Origin of the sequence: Streptomyces sp. NPDC056503 (assembly GCF_042794995.1) — a bacterium.
Lineage (GTDB): Bacteria > Actinomycetota > Actinomycetes > Streptomycetales > Streptomycetaceae > Streptomyces.
In genome coordinates, this window is the sequence record NZ_JBHTST010000290.1 from 1 (window position 1) to 1046 (window position 1046).

Below are 1046 nucleotides of genomic sequence, written 5' to 3' on the forward strand. Positions count from 1 at the left end.
ATGGATACTGGTTCCATTCGCCCCTATTTGACCAATTTCCTCCAAATCTGTCTTTGGATAGGCATACCGGCCCTTGGTGTAGGAATTACTTATTACGTAATAAAAAGGAAGAGGAGAGACTCATAAATGCAAAATTTCAAATCTCTAGTTTATCTAATCAGTGTAGGCTTAGCCCTACTACCGAGTAAGGCCTTTGCCCATGGAGGAGTGGAGGAACCACAGTCGGGATTACCCAAGAGCACCTATGGACTGCTGGCAATGGGCTTATTATTCATCTTGTTTGTTGCTTTCTATATGGTGATGAAAAAGAAAGTACAGGGTCTAAAAAGTGTAAAGAAAAAAGAGGACCGAATCAAACGACAACGGTTAGAGAAGAACCTACAAGTATTAAAATGGGGATGGATATTATCTCTTGTAGGGGTTGTGATCACCGGAAGCCTATCCGTTATGGGAGACAAATTGACTGTAGGCAAAGGAACATACCTGGAACATATACACGGTTTAGGATATTCCACGGATGGAAAACAAATGATCATTCCTGCGCATGATGGATTAAAAACGTATTCAGAAGGGCACTGGGGTAGTGCTGAAGGAGAAAAGCATGATTATATGGGATTTTCTGCTGTAGATGATGGTTTTTACAGTAGTGGACATCCTGCTCCTGGGTCAGATAAGAAGAATCCTTTTGGAATTGTCAAAAGTACAGATGAAGGAAAAACCTTTGAAACGTTAGACCTCTATGGGGAAATAGACTTTCACTTGATGAGCGTTGGATACCAAACACATGCCATTTACGTGATAAACCCGCAACCTAACTCAAGAATGGATTCTACGGGTCTTTACTATTCAATTGATGAGGCCAAAACATGGACAAAAAGTGCCATGAAAGGAATTAGTGAGGAACCGACTGCGATAGCTGTTCATCCTTCAAACGAGGCTATGCTGGCGATTGGAACCCAGAGTGGGGTATTTCTCTCTAAAGACAATGGACAAACCTTTGAAAAAGTGGTTTCAAAAGGTCAAGCTACCTCCCTGTTCTTCAATAC

Annotated in this window: 1 protein-coding gene; it reads left to right on the plus strand. The window is 41.6% G+C overall.

Annotated elements, in window-relative coordinates:
* Nucleotides 1-126: 126 nt before the first annotated feature.
* Nucleotides 127-1046, plus strand: a 920-nt coding sequence (locus tag ACFQ8C_RS37125) for a F510_1955 family glycosylhydrolase (protein WP_383466390.1), incomplete at its 3' end; no start/stop codon positions are given.